The organism is Alkalibacterium subtropicum, assembly GCF_900112455.1.
GTDB lineage: Bacteria > Bacillota > Bacilli > Lactobacillales > Carnobacteriaceae_A > Alkalibacterium > Alkalibacterium subtropicum.
In genome coordinates, this window is record NZ_FOLT01000001.1 from 153,447 (window position 1) to 168,161 (window position 14,715).

13 protein-coding genes and 1 tRNA gene are annotated in these 14,715 nt (G+C 40.7%); 12 read left to right on the forward strand and 2 right to left on the reverse strand.

The features are described from left to right. Positions 1 to 41: 41 nt before the first annotated feature. Genes liaF through BM049_RS00795 form a run of 3 tightly spaced genes read left to right on the forward strand, consistent with a single transcriptional unit; the run spans position 42 to position 2,471 of the window. Positions 42 to 779, forward strand: a complete 738-nt coding sequence (liaF, locus tag BM049_RS00785; RefSeq protein WP_091527872.1) for a cell wall-active antibiotics response protein LiaF — start codon at positions 42 to 44, stop codon at positions 777 to 779. Then, a complete protein-coding gene (locus BM049_RS00790) occupies positions 776 to 1,828 on the forward strand; it encodes a sensor histidine kinase (RefSeq protein ID WP_091527874.1) in 1,053 nt (350 codons plus the stop codon). Before liaF ends, BM049_RS00790 begins: the two co-directional genes overlap by 4 nt. Before the next feature lie 4 nt (positions 1,829 to 1,832). Next, entirely contained in the window at positions 1,833 to 2,471 is a 639-nt protein-coding gene (locus BM049_RS00795; protein ID WP_091527875.1) for a response regulator transcription factor, read from the forward strand. 41 nt (positions 2,472 to 2,512) lie between these two features. Here the strand turns inward: BM049_RS00795 and rnjA are convergent, their stop codons facing one another. Beyond that, a complete protein-coding gene (gene rnjA / locus BM049_RS00800) occupies positions 2,513 to 4,183 on the reverse strand; it encodes a ribonuclease J1 (RefSeq protein ID WP_091527877.1) in 1,671 nt (556 codons plus the stop codon). Between the two features lie 275 nt (positions 4,184 to 4,458). Between rnjA and BM049_RS00805 the strand changes: the two genes are divergently transcribed. The 4 genes from BM049_RS00805 to BM049_RS00815 all read left to right on the forward strand — a co-directional run bounded on the left by BM049_RS00805 (position 4,459) and on the right by BM049_RS00815 (position 7,607). Beyond that, positions 4,459 to 5,238: a Cof-type HAD-IIB family hydrolase gene (locus BM049_RS00805; protein WP_091527879.1), complete on the forward strand. Its 780-nt coding sequence runs from the start codon at positions 4,459 to 4,461 to the stop codon at positions 5,236 to 5,238. A 113-nt stretch (positions 5,239 to 5,351) separates the two neighbouring features. After that, positions 5,352 to 5,424 (forward strand) — tRNA-Ala (locus BM049_RS00810). Between the two features lie 257 nt (positions 5,425 to 5,681). Next, positions 5,682 to 5,828, forward strand: coding sequence for a hypothetical protein (locus BM049_RS11770; protein WP_177188541.1), 147 nt, complete (start codon positions 5,682 to 5,684; stop codon positions 5,826 to 5,828). A 444-nt stretch (positions 5,829 to 6,272) separates the two neighbouring features. Further along, positions 6,273 to 7,607, forward strand: coding sequence for a DUF1576 domain-containing protein (locus BM049_RS00815; protein ID WP_091527881.1), 1,335 nt, complete (start codon positions 6,273 to 6,275; stop codon positions 7,605 to 7,607). Between the two features lie 48 nt (positions 7,608 to 7,655). Here the strand turns inward: BM049_RS00815 and def are convergent, their stop codons facing one another. Further along, the gene (def, locus tag BM049_RS00820; RefSeq protein WP_091527882.1) at positions 7,656 to 8,231 is read right to left on the reverse strand and encodes a peptide deformylase; all 576 of its coding nucleotides are present in this window, start codon (positions 8,229 to 8,231) and stop codon (positions 7,656 to 7,658) included. Positions 8,232 to 8,675: 444 nt separating this feature from the next. Between def and pdhA the strand changes: the two genes are divergently transcribed. The 5 genes from pdhA to BM049_RS00845 all read left to right on the forward strand — a co-directional run bounded on the left by pdhA (position 8,676) and on the right by BM049_RS00845 (position 14,566). After that, the gene (gene pdhA / locus BM049_RS00825; protein WP_091527884.1) at positions 8,676 to 9,782 is read left to right on the forward strand and encodes a pyruvate dehydrogenase (acetyl-transferring) E1 component subunit alpha; all 1,107 of its coding nucleotides are present in this window, start codon (positions 8,676 to 8,678) and stop codon (positions 9,780 to 9,782) included. Positions 9,783 to 9,784: 2 nt separating this feature from the next. Then, positions 9,785 to 10,762 (forward strand): alpha-ketoacid dehydrogenase subunit beta, encoded by a 978-nt coding sequence (locus BM049_RS00830; protein ID WP_091527885.1) that lies wholly within the window; start codon positions 9,785 to 9,787, stop codon positions 10,760 to 10,762. Positions 10,763 to 10,891: 129 nt separating this feature from the next. Beyond that, positions 10,892 to 12,247 (forward strand): dihydrolipoamide acetyltransferase family protein, encoded by a 1,356-nt coding sequence (locus BM049_RS00835; protein ID WP_091527887.1) that lies wholly within the window; start codon positions 10,892 to 10,894, stop codon positions 12,245 to 12,247. 12 nt (positions 12,248 to 12,259) lie between these two features. Next, a complete protein-coding gene (gene lpdA / locus BM049_RS00840; protein WP_091527888.1) occupies positions 12,260 to 13,666 on the forward strand; it encodes a dihydrolipoyl dehydrogenase in 1,407 nt (468 codons plus the stop codon). A gap of 120 nt (positions 13,667 to 13,786) precedes the next feature. After that, the gene (locus tag BM049_RS00845; RefSeq protein ID WP_091527890.1) at positions 13,787 to 14,566 is read left to right on the forward strand and encodes an inositol monophosphatase family protein; all 780 of its coding nucleotides are present in this window, start codon (positions 13,787 to 13,789) and stop codon (positions 14,564 to 14,566) included. Positions 14,567 to 14,715 lie beyond the last annotated feature (149 nt).

Sequence of the window (14,715 nt, forward strand, 5' to 3'; positions counted from 1 at the left end):
TTCGCTATACTTGCTATAGATCAAGTAAAGGGGGAGAGACTATGAGTAACTATGCCTATAAAGCCACGCTGGTCGTCTTATTCGTCTGGCTTTTGTATCAGATCGTTCATAATTTTGTGTTTCTTTTATCTTTTGTATTAGCATTAGGGTTCCTTATTTTGTATAAATCCTCTCCTAAAGAAACACAGCGGCATACCAATTTTTTATGGACAAGTATTGCTTTTTTCTTGGCTTCGTTCATATTCACAAGTGCCTTCTGGGTACTGTTGGTGCTATTCCTTCTTTTTCAACTGAGTTCGGATGAGAAACTGCTCAATACGATGCGTGATCCTTTCTTTAGAAAGAAACAGTATTGGCGCGATAAAGAGTTTATTTCAGTTCAATGGAATGACTTGGAGTCTAATGAACTGAAACTTTACCGAAACAAGTGGATCGGCGATGACTTTGTAGGAAAAGATATATTTGAATGGGAAGACCATAATCATCAGAAAATCATGGGAGATACCTTCTTTGATCTGGGCAATACTGTCTTACCGATAAGAGAAAATGTACTGATGCTTAGAAAAGGCTTCGGTGATACAAAACTATTCATACCAAAGGATGTTGCGGTGTCTTTGGATGTCAGCCTAATTCTCGGTAAGCTCATTGTCGATGATGACGTCTTTGATTTGAAAAACGAAACAGTAAAATGGCAGTCAGAGAATTATGGAACAGCTCTACGAAAAATCAAAGTGGTATCCAGCACCATTATAGGTGAAGTTGAGGTCGTTTACTTATGAAAAAGACCTTTTCTCACTTATTCAAGTATTTTCTGCTGTTCTTTTTTATCCTGCTGTTTATAACTGTATTCATTTTCTTGTCCTTGTCTGAATACCAGTGGGTCACTGCACTATATCGTGCAAACATTGTTGGTGTTTCTCTGATTTTCTACCTGATCCTGTTTTCATTTATCCTGGCAGGTGTAACCCTTTCTTATTTGAGAGCATTTGAGAAAAAGAAACTGAGAAAAGTGGAAGAAGGTTTGAGGATGATGAGTCAGGGGCATTATTCGGCTTCTATTTTTCTCAACATGTATTCCTTGGATACGCCGCTGCAGATAAATGAAGATATTGACCGACAATTTTTGAAATTGCATGAAAAGTTGATGTTCATGGCTGATGAAGCGCTCAAAAATGCTCAGGAATCTAAAACACTGGATAATGAAACAAAAAATGATATCCTTGAGAACGAACGGAAACGTATAGCAAGAGAACTGCATGACTCTGTATCCCAGCAGTTATTTGCGGCTTCCATGATGCTTTCTGCCGTCAATCAGCAGGTCAGTGACTGTCCGGAACCTGTGATCAGACAGTTGAAAATGGTCGAACAGACGATCAATGCCTCCCAGACAGAAATGCGTGCACTGCTGTTACATCTCAGACCCGTACAGTTAGACGGAAAATCTTTAAAACAGGGGATAGAGCAGCTGTTGAAGGAACTCTCATCCAAAATCGAAGTAGAGATTCATTATCAGATAGAAAAAATCACTATGCCTGCTGTCATGGAAGATCATTTTTTCAGGATACTGCAGGAACTCTTGTCTAATGTACTGAGACATGCCAAGGCGAAGGTGCTGGAGGTCTATTTAACTCAGAACAGCAGTGGAATCCAGCTAAAAGTAAATGATGACGGTGTGGGCTTTAATGTCGATAATAAAAAGGCGGGCAGTTATGGGTTACATAACATTAAAGAACGGATAGAGGGCATGGGAGGAAGCGTTAAAATCGTTTCTCTTCCAAACTTTGGAACACGTATTGAAATAAATGTACCTTTAGTATTAGGAGAGTGATAGTGTGATACGATTAATGCTGGTAGATGATCATGAAATGGTCCGATTAGGCTTGTCCTCTTTTTTCTCTATTCAGGAGGATTTTGAAATCGTAGCAGAAGCGTCAGACGGAGAGGAAAGTGTAGAACGGGCTTTAGAAGAAAAACCGGATATCATTTTAATGGACTTGGTCATGGAGAACATGGATGGAACAGAAGCTACTATTGAAATTATGAAAAGGTGGCCTGAAGCCAAAATCATCATTCTGACAAGTTTCATAGATGATGAAAAGGTATATCCGGCGATGGAAGCCGGGGCATGCGGTTATATTCTGAAAACATCTTCTGCAACAGAGATAGCTCGGGCAATCAGAGAAACGTATAATGGACATAATTACATTGAAGATGAAGTGACGAGCATTCTGGAAGAGAAAAGATTTGAAGAGAATGAAGACCACTTGCATGATCGGCTTACAAGCCGGGAAAACGAAGTCGTTCAACTTATATCCAAGGGATACACCAATCAGGATATTGCTGACGAACTGTTTATTACCTTGAAGACTGTGAAAACACATGTCTCGAACATATTATCAAAACTGGAAGTAGAGGATCGCACGCAGGTAGCGATTTATGCATTCAGACATGATCTTGTTGAAAATGAATAGCAAAAGGCCTCAGTCATATGACTGAGGCCTTTGTCTTTAAATTAGTTTGTTAAAATGACAGGTAAAATAATGGGGCGACGTTCTGTTTCCGTAAAGAGGAAAGCTTTGATATCATCGATCAATTCATTCCTCATTTTATATTCATTCAGCTGTTTGTGCTTGAATGAACGCTGGATACTGTCGTAAGCAACTTTTTGTGCTTTCTGGATCAATTCTTCAGATTCCCTCATGTATATGAATCCTCTGGAAATAATATCGGGACCGGCAAGAACCTGTTTCTTCTTCGCGTCGATCGTAGCTACAACAACGACAAGTCCGTTATCAGATAGGATTTTACGGTCTCTGAGGACAACGTTGCCGATATCTCCAATCCCGCTGCCGTCTACATAAATATCTCTTGCTTCGATTTCGCCCGCCCGTCTCGCGGTGTCTTCGGTAAAAGCAAGGATATCGCCATTATCCAATATGAAGCAGTTGTCTTTTGGCACGCCAGTTTGCTGAGCAAGCTGGGCATGGATGCGCTGCATACGATGTTCTCCGTGGATAGGTACAAAGTATTTAGGTTTCATAAGTTGCAGCATTAATTTCTGTTCCTGCTGACCACCGTGACCGGAAGTGTGAATGTTATTTATTTTTCCATGAATGACGTTTGCGCCAGCTTCAAGCAACTGGTTGATGACACGGTTAACACTCATTGTATTGCCTGGAATAGGTGAACTTGAAAAGATGACATTGTCTCCGGGCTGAATCGATATTTGTCTGTGTGTCCCATTGGCGATCCTGCTCAAGGCTGCCATTGGTTCGCCCTGGGATCCAGTACATAAAATCAGGACTTCATTTGCTTTGTAATTTTTTATTTCATTCGGATGGATAAATGTTCCTTCATCTGCCTGAATATAACCTAACTCTTTACCTGTTTCCAGATTGTTGACCATGCTGCGTCCAAACACGGCGATTTTACGACCGGTTCTGTTCGCTGCTTCGATAGCTTGCTGGACTCTGGAAATATTAGAGGCGAAAGTAGCAAATATGATACGGCCATTGATTTTTTTGAACAAGCTTCTGATCGAGTCACCGACCATCTTTTCAGATTGTGTAAAGTTGGGGATCTCGGCATTTGTACTGTCTGAAAGTAAAGCGAGTACGCCTTCTTCACCGATACGAGCCATTTTATGCAGGTTCGCAGGTTCTCCTACAGGTGTGAAATCAAATTTGAAATCTCCCGTTTCCACAATGTTCCCGTTTGGTGTTTTAACGACGATTCCGTATGCTTCAGGCACACTATGTGTGGTTCTGAAGAAAGACACCTGGGTCTTTCTGAATTTGATGACAGAGTCTTCATTTATTTCATGCAAGGTCGCTGAACGCAGCAGATGATGTTCGCTCAGTTTATTTCTGATCAAAGCAAGCGCAAGTTTTCCAGCATAGATAGGAATATTGAGTTCTCTCAATAGATAAGGCGTTCCGCCAACATGGTCTTCATGGCCATGGGTTATGAAGAGCCCCTGGATTTTATCTTTATTTTCCACAAGATAAGAGTAATCGGGTATCACATAATCGATCCCCAGTAAATCATCTTCCGGAAACTTGATCCCGGCATCGATCAGGATGATTTCGTCTTGAAATTGTATAGCATAGGTATTTTTACCTATCTCATTTAAACCGCCTAATGCAAATATGGCCGTTTCGTTGTTTTTTATATTTGGTTTCATTGTATAACTCCCTTGTCATAATTATTGATCAATTTAAAATCTTACTTTGCATAACTGTGATATTTATAAAAATTAAAAAGGTTGATCTATTTTGATAATCTCCGCTCGGTGCGTGGTGTAAGAAACCACTGTTATAATTATTCTACCATACTAAAAATAATAAGTATAGAATAAGGAAACCAGTCTGAGGAAGAACAAATCAGAAAAACCGGATTGTAGTTTCATGGTATTTTATATATAGTAGAAGTGTATGTACAGTGAAGGAGTGTCTGGAAGTGGAAAATAAAAAACTTTTTATATTTGATATCGACGGAACGGTATTAGACAACAGCAAATCAATCCCGCTGGAAACAAAGCAGGCGATCAAAGAGTTGAGTGAATCACATGAAGTGGCAATTGCGACCGGAAGAAATCGTACGATGGCGAGAGAAGTCATTGAGGAACTGGGGATTTCCAGTTATATCGTATGTAATGGTGCGGCGGCATACTATAAAGATGAAGCCATTTACACAAATTTCCTGAATGAAGAGGATTTGGACAAATTGATTGACATCGCCGATGAACACGACCACCAGCTGGTCTATGAAACGATAGATGATTTAAGACGCAGGAATGAAGTGCCCGGTAAACGCATGAAAAACGGGATGACATTTGTAGGCTTTGATGTCCCGGCTTACGACAGAACATTCTACAAAAAAAATCCGCTTGTTCAGTGTCTGCTGTTTATTGCTGAAGAAGAAATGGCTATCTACGCTGATCAGTTCAGGCATTTCAGATTTGTACGCTGGTATAAAGAAGGGATAGACGTGTTGCCTGCAGATGGATCGAAATATCTGACTATCAAGATATTAGCTAACCATATGGGGATAAATCTGAATGACGTCATAGCTTTCGGTGATGGCATGAATGACATTGAAATGATCAGACATGCAGGTACAGGAATTGCAATGGGGAATGCAGAAAAAGAAGTGAAAGATGTTGCCGACAGGGTCACAGAATCTAACGAGAATAATGGCATCGCCAATGCTTTACGCAAACTGAATTACATTAAATAATTCATATGACTGATATTTAAAATTTCAGCAAAATCAAAAAAAGATGTCCAAAATAAAATTTACTCTGGACAAATAGTCTAAAATAAGTAATAATATAAAAGGACATTCTTTTTGGGGGTATAGCTCAGTTGGGAGAGCGCTTCGCTGGCAGCGAAGAGGTCAGCGGTTCGAGCCCGCTTATCTCCATACTTTTTATAACCTGCAAAACCTTTCGCACTTTTTGTGAGAGGTTTTGCAGGTTTTTTATTATAATTATCTGCTGATCTACGATGATCAGCGGTTCCCTCCATGTATTAAATCACCCATATGTAAATGAGCAGATGCAATGGTAGTGCAATCCCCTTAGCTGATTTTGAATTTCGTGAACCGCTATTGAAACGCTTACATTTTTGTAGTATAATCAATTTCTGAAAGTATCACCCTATAAGGATGGAGGCGGAAAGATGTTGACAGAAGATCAAATCAAGGAGCTTGAACACTTGCTGAATGAACATAAAAACAATGATCAGTCGCTTCGAATCGCCGATGTGACTAATCTGATCTATCCGATTGATCCGGATAAAAAAGAAAAGCAAAGCTGTATGAAGTGACCGGAACAAATCAGTGAAACTGTTATGAAGAAGACTTGGAAGGATATACAGAGACGTGAAGGTCTTTATAAGAAAGTTTTGTGACTGATTGGAAACGGATATTTATCCTAAGGGATTCTGCTTTTTTATAAAGCTAGTGCCACGAAGAGGCTTTAAACATGACCAAAATATGTAGTTCAGTGTATATCGCTGATTTTGTTTATAACAAAGAGTTTATTTAATTATCAGACTGTGGTAAAATATATATGCTTTTTGACAATATTTATTTAAGGAAAGATTCGGAATGTCATTTGGAGTGCTTCGAATCCTTCCCAAAACCGATTCACATGTGTAATTTGATCTGATAAAGTGGAATGGCTGTGTCAAGGACTTTGCCGACCTCCACTTTTTTATATTGTACCGAAACATTGTACGTAACATTAAAACTTGAAAAGAGGATAATCAATGGTTAATGATAATAAATTATATTTCTCCGATTACACCACGATATCACAGAAGGTGAAATACAGATTTTTATGGAGCATCGCGATTTTCTTTGCACTCTTGGCATTTCTGTTCAATAGTCCTGCTGAAATCATAGATGGACAACTCAAGATCTTGTTTTCACCAGCCAACTTGACAACTGACTACTTTGCTTTAGCTAATGTCGGAGCAACGTTACTTAATTCAGCTATCATGACTGCTCATGCGATCATGCTCATAAAAATGACACGGGCAAAAGTGAACGGTCCTGTTATTGCAGCTGTGCTTACAGTTGCTGCTTTTTCTTTTTTTGGTAAGAATCTTTATAATTCTACACCGATAGTGGTAGGGGCATTTGCCTATGCAAAAATTACAGAGGTACCTACAGAACGTTCTTTGCTTGCTGCACTGTTTGGAACAGCCTTGGGACCTTTGGTAAGCGAAATTTCGTTCAACATTGGTCTTTCCTTACCAGAAGGGATTTTCTTCGGTTATATCGCCGGACTGATTGCCGGGTTTGTCATTCCCTCGCTGGCGAAACATTTTGTCGGCTTTACCAAAGGTTTCAGTGTCTATAACATCGGCTTTACCTGCGGGGTGGTCGGTACTATTTTCACTTCGCTGCTTCGGAGTACCGGAAGATCGATCGAGCCCGTTTCGGTTCTTTCATCTGGTAACAACCAGCCCTTTACTATAATCTTTTTGACTTTATTTGCTTTTATGTTGATTGCGGGTTTATATTTTAATGACTGGACATTGAATGGTTATGCGTCTTTGCTAAAACATACCGGACAGTTGTCTACAGATTATTTAGAAACAAACGGTTTTAGTGTAACATTGATCAATATGGCTCTGCTTGGTTTCATAACAGTCTTCTATGCTCTTTTCCACGGCGGAGAGATCAATGGTCCTGTAATAGGCGGAATTCTGACCGTCGTTGGATTCGGTGCTTTTGGTAAGCATATAAGAAATGTTCTGCCTATCCTGATCGGTGTATCTTTAATGGGCTATCTTAATGATTATGACATGAGCGCCACAGGCGTAGTTATCGCCGGCTTGTTTGGTACCACGATTGCTCCCATAGCCGGGAGATACGGAACACTGATAGGCATCTTGGCTGGAGCCTTCCATCTGAGTGTAGTCAGCAATACCGGATATCTACATGGCGGCATCAACCTTTACAACAATGGATTTGCGGGCGGATTCGTAGCGGCAATAATGATCCCTTTATTAGAAGCTGTAGAATATCAGAAGGGCAAGAAGCTTGCAATGAGAGAACCTGTAGATCCACAAGAAGAAATCGAAGTGGAAATATAAAAAAATATCCGGACCGTTCACTGATCGAACGGACCGGATATTTTTTTGTTATTGCGTATCGCTGCCAAGTATATCTACATCGTCTGGTAAAGCTAAAGGATTCTCTGGATCTATGCGATCGAAAAACATCACACCGTTAAGATGATCGATTTCGTGCTGAACAACGATAGCGGGAAAATCTTTCAGGCGTTTGTTGTGTTCATTTCCTTCAATATCGAAATACTTAATTCTAATGCGTTTATGTCTTGGGACATACCCTGGAACTTCACGGTCCACTGACAGGCAACCTTCGCCTTCTGAAAGGCAAGTCTGCTGAACTGAGTGACTGATGATTTTAGGATTGATCAGAATCCCGCTGAATTCCGGGTCAGTTTCTTCCGGGTCCTCTGAGGGGACATGTACAGCAATCATACGCTTGGATACATTCACTTGTGGCGCAGCGATCCCCACACCTGGTCTTAATTCATATTTTTCTGCCAATTCAGGATCCTGACTATTGATTAAAAACTCAAGCATTTTGTCCGCCAGTTCTTTTTCTTCATTAGTTAAAGGCAAAGTCATTTCATCTGCTACTTTACGTAATGTAGGGTGACCTTCACGGATAACATCTTCCATAGTTAACATCTTATTTCCTCCTTGTGCAAGCTCATTAGTATTTTAACAGTTTTTCCTCCTTTCTGCATCAATATTAGTAAAATAGGATAGGTGTAAATGAAAAAATTCTTATTTTTATGAGTGATTCATTTCACATGCTGTCAGTACAGGGATATTTAACTAGTACACTAAAAAAAAGTCAGCTCTTTTATATAACAGTTTTTTTGCCTGTATTACTTTATATAATAAATTTTTCAAAATATACACATGAAGTGAGTATAACAGCTGAGTTGTGTTTTGCATCACAATAAGCTGCCAATCCTTTTATACCGGCGCTTAAACCCGCCTGTTCAAGACGCTATCGCTTGCATTTTTAAAAAAATAGTGATACATTGGAAAAGGAATAGAGAAAAATGTAACAGTCAAAAACTGCTGTTACACTTAATTATACAAAGAGAGAGGAATGGGTAATCTATGGCAAAGCAACCAGTTGATTACGAAGCATTACTAAGTTCACTTGAAGCTTCGTTTCCGATGGTTCAAATTTTAGATAAAGATGGGAACGTTGTTAACAACGACATCATGCCGGATTTATCTGATGATGAATTAGTAGAATTAATGACAAGAATGGTGTGGTCGCGTGTTCTTCACGATCGCTCAATGGCGTTAGCTCGTCAAGGAAGATTAGGTTTCTACGCTCCTACTATGGGACAGGAAGCATCGCAGTTAGCTAGTCATTTCGCATTCAAAAAACAAGACTGGTTATATCCGGGATACCGTGATATCCCGCAGTTGATCCAGCACGGTCTATCAGTATCACAAGCTTTCCTATGGTCTAGAGGACACGTAGAAGGTAACAACTATCCAGAAGACCTGCACGCTATGGCACCTCAAATCATTATCGGTGCACAGTATATCCAAGCCATGGGTAATGCAGTTGGACAGAAACTAGCTGGAAAAGAAGATGAAGTAACCTTCACTTACACTGGTGACGGCGGATCTTCGCAGGGTGACGTATATGAAGGTATGAACTTTGCCGGACGTTACAAAGCACCTATCGTCTTCTTCATTCAAAACAATGGCTATGCTATTTCCACTCCTCGTGAGAAACAGTCAGCTGCCAATACGCTTGCTCAAAAAGCTGCCGCTGCTGGTATCCCAGGAATTCAGGTCGACGGTATGGATCCATTAGCAGTCTATGCAGTAACTAAACAAGCACGTGAATGGGCTGCATCAGGAAATGGTCCTGTACTGATCGAAACGATCACATCACGTTTCGGACCTCACTCAACATCTGGTGATGATCCAACACGTTACCGTGAACAAGAATCATTCGATTACTGGGAACAAAGAGATCCGCTTATTCGTTTCCGTAACTTCCTGAAAGAAAAAGGTTTATGGTCTGACGAAAAAGAAGAAGAATTGATCGGAAAAACTAAAGAAGAAATCAAACAAGCTGCTAAAGAAGCAGATCAAGCTCCTAAAATGAAAGTTTCAGAATTCCTGAAAAACATGCACGGCGAGCCTGGTCAGAACATCCTTGAGCAGATCGAGAAATATGAAGCAAAGGAGAGTAAATAATCATGGCGAATCTTACAATGATTCAAGCGATCACAGAAGCCTTAGATCAAGAAATGGCTCGTGATGAAAAAGTCTTGGTATTCGGTGAAGACGTAGGTAAAAACGGCGGTGTTTTCCGTGCGACTCAAGGTCTTTTTGACAAATACGGTGAAGACCGTGTCAATGACACTCCACTTGCTGAATCTGGAATCGGTGGTATGGCATTTGGCTTAGCTGTACAAGGTTTTCGTCCAGTAATGGAGATCCAGTTCTTCGGCTTTGTCTTCGAAGTTATGGACTCGATCGTTGGTCAAATGGCTCGTACACGTTACCGTACAGGCGGAAAGTTGAACTTGCCGGCGGTTGTTCGTTCACCATTCGGCGGCGGCGTACACACACCAGAAATGCACGCAGACAGTTTAGAGGGATTGATGGCTCAGTCACCAGGACTTAAAGTTGTTATTCCTTCAAACCCTTACGATGCTAAAGGACTATTAACATCAGCTATCCGTGATGAAGATCCTGTTGTCTTCCTTGAGCACATGAAATTATATCGTTCATTCCGTGATGAAGTGCCTGAAGAACAGTATACTGTTCCACTAGGTAAAGCGGCTGTTGCTAAAGAAGGTTCTGACGTAACTATCGTAGCTTATGGTTATATGGTACGTGAAGCCCTTAAAGCTGCTGAACAACTGGAAAAAGACAATGTATCTGCTGAAGTTATCGACTTGCGTACAGTGTCACCAGTTGATTATGAAACGATCGTAAAATCTGTTGAGAAGACTGGCCGCATGGTTATGGTTCAGGAAGCTCAGCGTCAAGCAGGCGTTGGTAACACAGTTATTTCTGAAGTCTCTCAGCGTGCTATCCTATCGTTAGAAGCACCTATCGGCTTTGTTGCAGCACCGGACACTGTCTATCCATTTGGTCAGATCGAGAACACTTGGTTACCAAATGCTAAAGATATCACCGCAGCTGTTAAAGAAGCAGCAGAGTTTTAATTTAAATTAATTGAACAGACAGTAATGAACAATCTCTATTTGGTCTATACCGACTAGAGTTTGTTCATTATTAAATAATGACTAAACACGTCAAAAGTGAAATCACTTATAGAAGGGAAGAAAATTACAATGGCTTTTACATTTAAACTCCCTGATGTTGGGGAAGGCATGGCTGAAGGAGAAATCGTCAGCTGGTTAGTTTCTGAAGGAGATACCATTGAAGAAGGCGATTCGATTGCTGAAATCCAAAACGACAAGTCAGTTGAGGAACTAGCTTCTCCAGTAGATGGAACGATCAAAAAATTCTTGGTAGAACCAGGTACCGTAGCTTCTGTTGGCGATCCTATCGTTGAGATCGATGCTGAAGGACACGAAGGGGACAGTGAGGATTCAGCAGAAGAAGCAGTAGAAGAAACGGCTGCTGCCTCTGAAGTATCTTCTGAAGAAGCAAAAGCTGGGGCAGAAAAAGCAGACCCGGCTCAATCAGAAGAAAAGGTCTCTGACAATGTCGTCAAGACTTCTGACCCGAATAAACGCGTTCTTGCGATGCCGTCTGTCAGACAATACGCACGTGAAAAAGACGTTGACATCAGTCTGGTAGAAGCATCAGGCAAAGGCGGACGTACGACCCGTGAAGATATCGACAACTTCCTAGCAGGCGGCGGAGAAAAAGCAGCCACTGCCACAGAAGAAAAAGCTGAGGGAACAACTGCATCAGAGCCAAGCAAACATGTACAAAGAGTTTCTTCTGAAGCTAAACCATTTAAGTCAGGACGTCCAGACGAAGAAACCAGAGAAAAAATGTCAACGACACGTAAAGCTATTTCAAAAGCAATGGTCAACAGCACACTGACGATTCCGTCTGTTTCCTTGTTTGACGAAGTAGATGTCACTAAATTAATGGCTCACCGTACGAAATTCAAGACGATTGCTGCTGAACAAGACGTCAAGTTAACTTTCTTACCGTATATTGTTAAAGCGATCATCGCTGTTATGAAGAAATTCCCGGCTCTTAACTCATCGATCGATGACACGACTGATGAAGTCGTTTATAAAAACTACTTCAATATCGGTATCGCTGCTGATACAGAACAAGGATTATATGTTCCTGTCATTGCAGATGCAGATAAAAAATCAATGTTTGATATCGCTTCTGAAATTTCAGAGTTAGGTGCTAAAGCACATGAAGGTAAATTAAAATCTAGTGATATGGCTGATGGATCGATTTCAGTGTCTAACATTGGTTCTGTAGGAGGCGGTTGGTTTACACCAATCATCAACCACCCTGAAGTCGCTATTTTAGGTGTGGGACGTATCGCTAAAAAAGCAATCGTAAATGACGAGGGAGAAGTCGTGGCTGCTCCAATGCTGGCGTTGTCGTTAGTATTCGATCATCGTGTCATTGACGGCGCAACAGGCCAAAAAGCAATGAACGAATTAAAACGTCTGTTAGCAGATCCTGAGTTATTATTAATGGAAGGATAAGGTGAATCATAAATGGTAGTAGGAGATTTCGCAATTGAATTAGATACAGTCGTTGTTGGTGCTGGACCCGGTGGGTATGTGGCAGCTATTCGTGCCGCCCAAATGGGACAGAAAGTCGCTATTGTGGAAAAAGAATTTATAGGTGGCGTATGTTTGAATGTTGGATGCATTCCTTCTAAGGCATTGATTTCTGCTGGTCATAAGTATCAGGACTCACTTAACTCAGAGACTTTTGGAGTAACATCTGAAAATGTAAAAATCGATTTTTCAAAAACGCAAGAGTGGAAACAAACACAAGTCGTTGATAAACTGACTAAAGGTGTTGAAGGTCTGCTGAAGAAGAATAAAGTAGAAATCTTACGTGGCGAGGCATTCTTTAATGACGAGAACACTATGCGCGTGATGGGTGAAGACAGTGCTCAAACATATTCATTCAACAATGCGATCATTGCAACAGGAAGCCGTCCGATCGAGATTCCAGGATTCAAATTCAGTGACCGTGTTTTAGACTCTACCGGTGCATTGAACTTAACTGAAATTCCTAAGAAAATGGCCATCGTAGGTGGCGGGTACATCGGTTCTGAGTTAGCCGGTGTCTATGCTAATTTAGGTACTGAAGTCACTATTTTAGAAGGACTTCCTTCAATCTTGAACGGTTTCGATAAGGACATGGTCAAGCTTGTAGAGAGAAACTTCAAAAAACGCGGTGTCGAAATCATAACTGAAGCAATGGCTAAAGAGTCAACTGTTACAGATAATGGTGTCTCAGTTAAATATGAAGCAAATGGAGAAGAAAAAACTCTGGATGTGGATTATGTCTTAGTTACTGTCGGACGTAAACCAAATACTGATGAACTAGGTCTTGAGCAAGCGGGTGTCAAAGTCAGTGACCGCGGCTTGATCGAAGTCAATGAACAAGGTCGAACAAGTGTGGACAGTATCTATGCTATCGGGGACGTCGTTCCAGGACCTGCTTTAGCACACAAAGCAAGTTATGAAGCGAAAATCGCTGCTGAAGCTATTTCTGGTAAAAAAGTAGCGGTGGATTATCGCGCACTGCCTGCTGTAGCCTTTACAGATCCGGAAATCGCTTCTGTGGGATACACTGAAAGTGAAGCAAAAGAAAAAGGTCTGGATATTAAAATCACTAAATTCCCTCTGGGTGGTAACGGTCGTGCATTATCTCTTAATGCTACTGAAGGTTTCGTGCGTTTAGTAACAACGAAAGAAGACAATGTTATTGTTGGCGCTCAAGTAGCGGGGATCAGTGCATCAGATCTCATAGCTGAACTTGGTTTAGCTATCGAAAGTGGCATGAATGCTGAAGATATCGCTTTAACGATCCACGGACATCCTTCGTTAGGTGAAGTCGTCATGGATGCGGCTGAAGCAGCTTTAGGCCTGCCTATCCACATGTAATAAATGAATGATTGAAAATACAAGAGATTCCAGGCTTGATGCCTGGAATCTCTTTGTTTTTGCAATTTTCAGTCCACTCATTTAAACTTAAAATAAAGACGTGTGAAATGAGGAATAGTTATGCCGGAGAATATAATGCACAGAGATAGAACTGTCACAAAATGGATCGAGGAAATAAGTCGTGTGATCGTTCAGGAAAAAGATGCTCAGCTGGACATCGAACAGAAGACCGCAGCCAATGATCTAGTAACGAACATGGACAAGTGGGTAGAGAAAGAGCTGGTTAAAAGAATCCGTACGGCTTATCCGAAAGACCGGATCGTAGGAGAAGAAGGCTTCGGCGATTCCATTAAAGACATGAGTGGTACCGTGTGGTTTGTTGATCCTATTGACGGTACTTTAAATTTTGTTCTGCAGAACGAAAACTTTGCCTTGATGTTGGCTATCTTCGAAGACGGGGTCCCGGTACAGAGTTACATTTATGACATCACACTGAATAAGTTGTACTCAGCAATCAAAGGTGAAGGAGTCAGTTGCAACGGACAACAAATGTCTAAACCTAAGGATGTTTCTTTATGTGACGGCATGTTAGCTACCAACTCAAGTATAATGATAGAAGATAAGTATGATAAAGTCAGAAAAATAGCCAGAAAGAGTTTAGGCTTAAGACTCGTTGGTTCCGCGGGACTCGAAACAGTTGAAGTGGCGAAAGGCAGTATTGCCGCGTATATCGCTACCAACCTAAAGCCCTGGGATGTTGCTCCCGGTATTTTATTTATGGAAGAACTTGGTTTGAAAGCTACTCAATTTAATAATGAACCCTTAGATTTACTGAAGAATAATAATATTGTTTTTGCTGCTCCAAAAGCTCACGAAGAAATAATGCGGCTTATAAATTAATAATGCAGTAATAGCTTGTAATTTGGTTTGCTTTACTGGTATAATATTTGGGGCAACAATATAGGATATTTGGGGAGCATTTATTCTTGAGTATGAATCTATCAAGAATAAGTGCTTTTTATAATGAATAGAAAAGAAAGCTCTATGAA

What these genes read in the sequence shown, in the direction of transcription:
- BM049_RS00845 (WP_091527890.1), top strand. Translation starts at nt 13,787, where the DNA reads ATGCCGGAGAATATAATGCACAGAGATAGAACTGTCACAAAATGGATC.
- BM049_RS00815 (WP_091527881.1), top strand. Translation starts at nt 6,273, where the DNA reads ATGGTTAATGATAATAAATTATATTTCTCCGATTACACCACGATATCA.
- BM049_RS00790 (WP_091527874.1), top strand. Translation starts at nt 776, where the DNA reads ATGAAAAAGACCTTTTCTCACTTATTCAAGTATTTTCTGCTGTTCTTT.
- pdhA (WP_091527884.1), top strand. Translation starts at nt 8,676, where the DNA reads ATGGCAAAGCAACCAGTTGATTACGAAGCATTACTAAGTTCACTTGAA.
- BM049_RS00830 (WP_091527885.1), top strand. Translation starts at nt 9,785, where the DNA reads ATGGCGAATCTTACAATGATTCAAGCGATCACAGAAGCCTTAGATCAA.
- rnjA (WP_091527877.1), bottom strand. Translation starts at nt 4,183, where the DNA reads ATGAAACCAAATATAAAAAACAACGAAACGGCCATATTTGCATTAGGC.
- BM049_RS00835 (WP_091527887.1), top strand. Translation starts at nt 10,892, where the DNA reads ATGGCTTTTACATTTAAACTCCCTGATGTTGGGGAAGGCATGGCTGAA.
- lpdA (WP_091527888.1), top strand. Translation starts at nt 12,260, where the DNA reads ATGGTAGTAGGAGATTTCGCAATTGAATTAGATACAGTCGTTGTTGGT.
- BM049_RS11770 (WP_177188541.1), top strand. Translation starts at nt 5,682, where the DNA reads ATGTTGACAGAAGATCAAATCAAGGAGCTTGAACACTTGCTGAATGAA.
- def (WP_091527882.1), bottom strand. Translation starts at nt 8,231, where the DNA reads ATGTTAACTATGGAAGATGTTATCCGTGAAGGTCACCCTACATTACGT.
- liaF (WP_091527872.1), top strand. Translation starts at nt 42, where the DNA reads ATGAGTAACTATGCCTATAAAGCCACGCTGGTCGTCTTATTCGTCTGG.